The following is a 901-nucleotide window of genomic DNA, read 5'->3' on the forward strand; positions in this document are numbered from 1 at the left end:
TCAACGCCGGGATCAACTCGTTGATCAACCTGGCTGGCAACATCACACTGCCGCCGTTTGCGTTGCCGCCGTTCAGCGCAGGCAGACCACCCGTGAGCGCCCCTGTAAGGGCGACGGAGAGACCGCTGATGCTGGCCCCAATGCTGCCTGTCAGGGCCGCATTGAGCGCGGCGGACAGCGCGGGAAGGTTGAACTCGGGGAGTGCCGGCAAGGTGAGCGGAGGCAGTGGCGGGAAGCTGAACGGCGGCAACGCAAACGGCGGCAGTGTGATGTTGCCAGCCAGGTTGATCAACGAGTTGATCCCGGCGTTGATGCTGGCGCCGATGTCCGGAAGTGCTGGCAGCGGCGGGAAGCTGAACGGCGGCAGCGTAAGCGGAGGCAGCGCAAGCGGCGGGAGCTGCAAGCTGGCCGCGAGAGTCTGACCCAGGTTGACCGCTGCGGTGATGCCACCAGCGATAGAGGCACCGATCTCGGGAAGCGTCGGCAGTTGGATGCTGAATGGCGGCAACGTGAATGGCGGCAGCGCGAACGGCGGCAACGTCAATGACGGCAGCGTGAACGGCGGCAACGTGAGCGGCGGCAGTTCCAGGTTGGCACCGAGGTTGATCAGGGTGTTGAGGCCGCCGGTGAGGGCGGCGCCGAAGTCGGGCAGCACCAGGCCCGGGAAGCCGGGGATGGTGATGCCGGGCAGGCCGAAGTTCAGCGGCGGGAACTGGAAGCCGGGGAACCCGGGCAGCGGCGGCAGTTCCAGGTTGGCACCGAGGTTGATCAGGGTGTTGAGGCCGCCGGTGAGGGCGGCGCCGAAGTCGGGCAGCACCAGGCCCGGGAAGCCGGGGATGGTGATGCCGGGCAGGCCGAAGTTCAGCGGCGGGAACTGGAAGCCGGGGAACCCGGGCAGCGG

At 67.8% G+C, this 901-nt stretch carries 1 pseudogene; it reads right to left on the minus strand.

Annotated elements, in window-relative coordinates:
* A pseudogene (locus A9X01_RS30455) lies at positions 1-901 on the minus strand (hypothetical protein); the annotation flags it as partial.

It is taken from the genome of Mycobacterium asiaticum (genome assembly GCF_001668675.1).
Taxonomy (GTDB): Bacteria; Actinomycetota; Actinomycetes; order Mycobacteriales; family Mycobacteriaceae; genus Mycobacterium; species Mycobacterium asiaticum_D.